At 30.5% G+C, this 3,728-nt stretch carries 4 protein-coding genes and 1 rRNA gene; all 5 read right to left on the minus strand.

Going from position 1 to position 3,728, the window contains the following annotated elements; all coding sequences use genetic code 11:
* Nucleotides 1-299 precede the first annotated feature (299 nt).
* Nucleotides 300-1,193, minus strand: coding sequence for a patatin-like phospholipase family protein (locus tag BFJ97_RS23100; RefSeq protein WP_068986939.1), 894 nt, complete (start codon nt 1,191-1,193; stop codon nt 300-302).
* Between the two features lie 193 nt (nt 1,194-1,386).
* Complete coding sequence (locus BFJ97_RS24445) at nt 1,387-1,623, minus strand: methyl-accepting chemotaxis protein (RefSeq protein WP_139114509.1); 237 nt, start codon at nt 1,621-1,623, stop codon at nt 1,387-1,389.
* Entirely contained in the window at nt 1,574-1,906 is a 333-nt protein-coding gene (locus BFJ97_RS23105) for a hypothetical protein (protein WP_068986940.1), read from the minus strand. The genes BFJ97_RS24445 and BFJ97_RS23105 overlap by 50 nt, the downstream gene beginning before the upstream one ends.
* Nucleotides 1,907-2,096: 190 nt before the next feature.
* Nucleotides 2,097-3,269, minus strand: a complete 1,173-nt coding sequence (locus BFJ97_RS23110; RefSeq protein ID WP_068986941.1) for an ATP-grasp domain-containing protein — start codon at nt 3,267-3,269, stop codon at nt 2,097-2,099.
* Between the two features lie 342 nt (nt 3,270-3,611).
* Nucleotides 3,612-3,727, minus strand: a 5S ribosomal RNA gene (rrf, locus tag BFJ97_RS23115).
* Nucleotide 3,728 lies beyond the last annotated feature (1 nt).

Here is a 3,728-nt window from a genome sequence, read left to right on the forward strand (position 1 = left end):
ATTAGCTCAAATTGTTTTGCTGGCATCATGTTTGATGTCCAAAATTTTGTTTCGTTCACTAACTCAAGGTTAGCTACTAAAAACTTTATTGATTACGTTTTGCTTGTTCAGTTTTCAAGGTTCATTTCGTTATCTCTTTGTTAAGAGTTAACTTTTATATAATAACATGTTTCGTATATAATGTCAAACAGTTATTTTATTTTTATATTGTTCTAGCTGTTTGTTCAGCAGCAACTTTTATATAATATCACTTACTCCTATAGAACGTCAATAGTTTTCTATCGTTTTTTTTAAAAGTTTTATAACTTATATCTTGGCCATGTTTTTAAAAATTGAATAGTACGGTTTCTGCCTATCTCTAGCAGTGTTTCTTTAGTTTCTTCATCTAAATCAAATTGTGTAGCACTATAATCATCGACAGGAATGAAAATAATATCTCTCTCATGTCGTCTCGAGATATATCTTTCATCATGAGCATCTTTCATAGTCGAAAATAAAGCTTCAAATAAATTTAATCCATTTTTAATTTCGTGTGGACATTGTTCTTCTCTACGTCTACTTAATTTTAGCCCTATAATAGGTCGTACTTTACGCCCTTCTTTATCATCGAATACCCATAATGGAAAATTACTCAATACACCACCATCTACAATAACAGATTCACCTTTCCCTGTTTTTAATGTGACCGGTTCAAAGAAAAATGGAATCCCACAACTCATACGTAATGCACAAGCCACCGAGAAATTACTTGCATCAATATGATAGTTGTGTAAATCATCTGGTAAAACAATGATTCTGCCGTTTGTTAAATCGGACGCAACTAATTTTAACGAATCTTTAGGTAGATCCCCAAAAGTATAAACTCCCTTTTTAGCTAATTTCTGAAAAAACCATTTTTCCAAAGCTTTTCCTTTATATAAACCTAAATGGTGATAAACATTGACCCACTTCATAAACGGAAATGGTAATATTGTTCTCCTTGGATCTAGTAATGAAGGTACATCCAACTCTTCTAGTATAGTTTGGATTTCTTTACCGCTATATCCTGAAGCAATAAAAGCAGCTAAAATAGCCCCTGCACTCGTTCCTGCTACCCTTTTAAACCGAAAATTTTCAGCTTCTAATACTTGATACGCCCCAACTAATGCAAACCCCTTCAGACCTCCACCAGAAAAAACACCATCAATCCACAAAATTCCCTCTCCTTTTTTAAGGTAATCGTTACATTATATAAAGAGTTATATACAAATAGAACAAACTCGATGAGTATTTTGTCGAATTATTAAACTACTTTGATACGGTCATACAGATCTAAAAATATTAAAAGGACTAGCTCTGTTCAGTATAGAGCTAATCCTTTTAACTTAGTTCATATTATTGCTTTGATTACTTGATTTTAAAATGTGCAATTTGACCTTTTAAATTTTCAACCATCTCGTTTACTTGATTAGCTGTTCCTAGCATCTCTTCCATAAAAGCAGATTGCTCTTGCATAGTTGAAGCAATATGTTGGGTACCTCCTGATGTTTGCTCCAATGATTGCACAGTTGTCTCAGTAGTCCCCAATACTTGTTCAGAGCTTGCTGATATTTGTTCTACTGTCGAAGCAATTCTTATGAGCACCGTAATCATCTATATAAATATCACTTGTAACCATTTTTGTTGTACCTAACGCAGCTTTTTGTTCATCTGTAAACGCTAGTGGTGATAAATACTTATCGTCTTTACCTAAAAATAGAATGACTTCTTTATTATCTACTTTACTCATAATATAAACATTTTCTAAATCATACTTTTTTTGAAAAGCATTTCCTTTAGACAATAATTCTTCATATGCACTTTTGTTTATTTTAGCACTATTGATTAATTCTTTATCAAACAGCTCATCAAATTCCTCCATTTGCATTGTTAAGCTCTTTTCAAATTGAGGAATAGTATACCCATCAATTAAATGATCAGCTACAAAAAAATGACAAAACTAAAAATTGTACTTATAACAACAATAGGCATTAGACGTTTAATAATATTTTCTTTCTAATTGTCATTCCTTTTAACAACATTAACGCTCCTAACTGTAATAAAAAAATTAAACAATGTTAAGCAAGTACCAATTCTTTTAACGTAATATATTGATCCAGATCTAAATTCAATAACCTTATATTTTCTTTTAGATCCGGTGATTTATGGAATATTACAGCAAAAGTAGAGCTTTCATTAATTTTTATTGGTCGATATTCTAAAATTTCATCAAAATTTAGTTTAAATGCTTCATGATTAATAGATTTAACTTTCTTACAATCAATAGATGCATCTATTTCAGCACAACAGAAACTATAAATTGAATCATCCATTTGATTAACTATATTTTCCCAATCGGGCTTTTGTTGTTTAAAAAAGTATTCACATGCGTTTACACCATATGCATAAACACCAAGTTCGTTTGTACCTATACCAGCAAATCTTAGTGGATTTACTTCAATAGGAACAATTTGTCCATCACGATCAATGCGCACTTCAATATGTAGAGGGGCAAGTTTTAAAGCGAAGAATGATGAAATAGTTCTTAAAAATTCTTGAATTTTGTGGAGAGACTCATTTATTACTTGCTTACTCGTATAGTAAATTCTATCGCTCATGTCTTTCTCATGCCTAAACATTCTTTTAAAAAGATTTAGGATAACTGGTTCTCCATCTTCTGAAAAATAGGCGTCAACAGCGTATTCATCACCTTCAATTAACTTCTCGATTATAAATGTTTGACTATTTATAACTTCGATTGGATATTCTGAACCCGTAACTTCCATTTCAAATTTAAGTTGTTTAATAGTTTCATTATATTCCTCTACTTTATCAATACGATGTACACCTATACTGGAATATCCTATAGCAGGTTTAACAATAATAGGGAAAGGTAGTATACTAGAATCTAGTTCTTCTAATTCTTTTAGAGAAACTTCTGTGAAAAAGAAATCTTTATAATGTCTACTTAATGTTTTCCTGAAAGTAACTTTATTTTTCAAAATATCTGTAACAGTTGTTAAATAGTGATCAGGCGCATATTTTGATAAAATATTAAGTCCATTTTCAGAGTTAAAGAGAATTGGAGAATTCCCCTTCTCTAATTCAATCAACAAATCAGCTACCTTTTTTAAATTTATAGCAGATTCGTTTGGTATAAAAACTTCATTTAATTTGATAACCGGAATTTTATTCTTACTAACTGTTTGCGCTAATAAATCTGAAACATAAGGTCTATCTAGTATAATCAATTTTTATACTCCTATTCATGTATTTTTTAATAGATCTATATTCTAAAACAATCTATAAAAGTATGAAAAAATAACCATTCCCTATCTTAATATTAAATACCCACAAAATCCATAATTTTAACTCATTATATTATAGGTGATATTACATCTAGATTGATAAAAAGTATAATTAAATACCTATATACCACTAAGTATTTTTAACTATATAAAAATTATCTTTGCTAAAGTAAATAACTAAAAAAAATCAAAAAGCTAATTATTTTAGCTTCTTGATTTTTTTATTAGTATATTTTTTTATAATTTCATAAAAAAACAGCCAGCACACAGCTGACTGTTTTCTTTGCCTAGCGACGTCCTACTCTCACAGGGGGAAGCCCCCAACTACCATCGGCGCTAAAGAGCTTAACTTCCGTGTTCGGTATGGGAACGGGTGTGACCTCTTTGCCATCATCACTAGAC

Source organism: Lysinibacillus xylanilyticus, assembly GCF_001708185.1.
GTDB lineage: Bacteria > Bacillota > Bacilli > Bacillales_A > Planococcaceae > Lysinibacillus > Lysinibacillus xylanilyticus_A.

Excerpts from the sequence above, each read along its gene's own strand:
- BFJ97_RS23105 (WP_068986940.1), bottom strand. The coding sequence starts at position 1,906 with ATGCAAATGGAGGAATTTGATGAGCTGTTTGATAAAGAATTAATCAAT.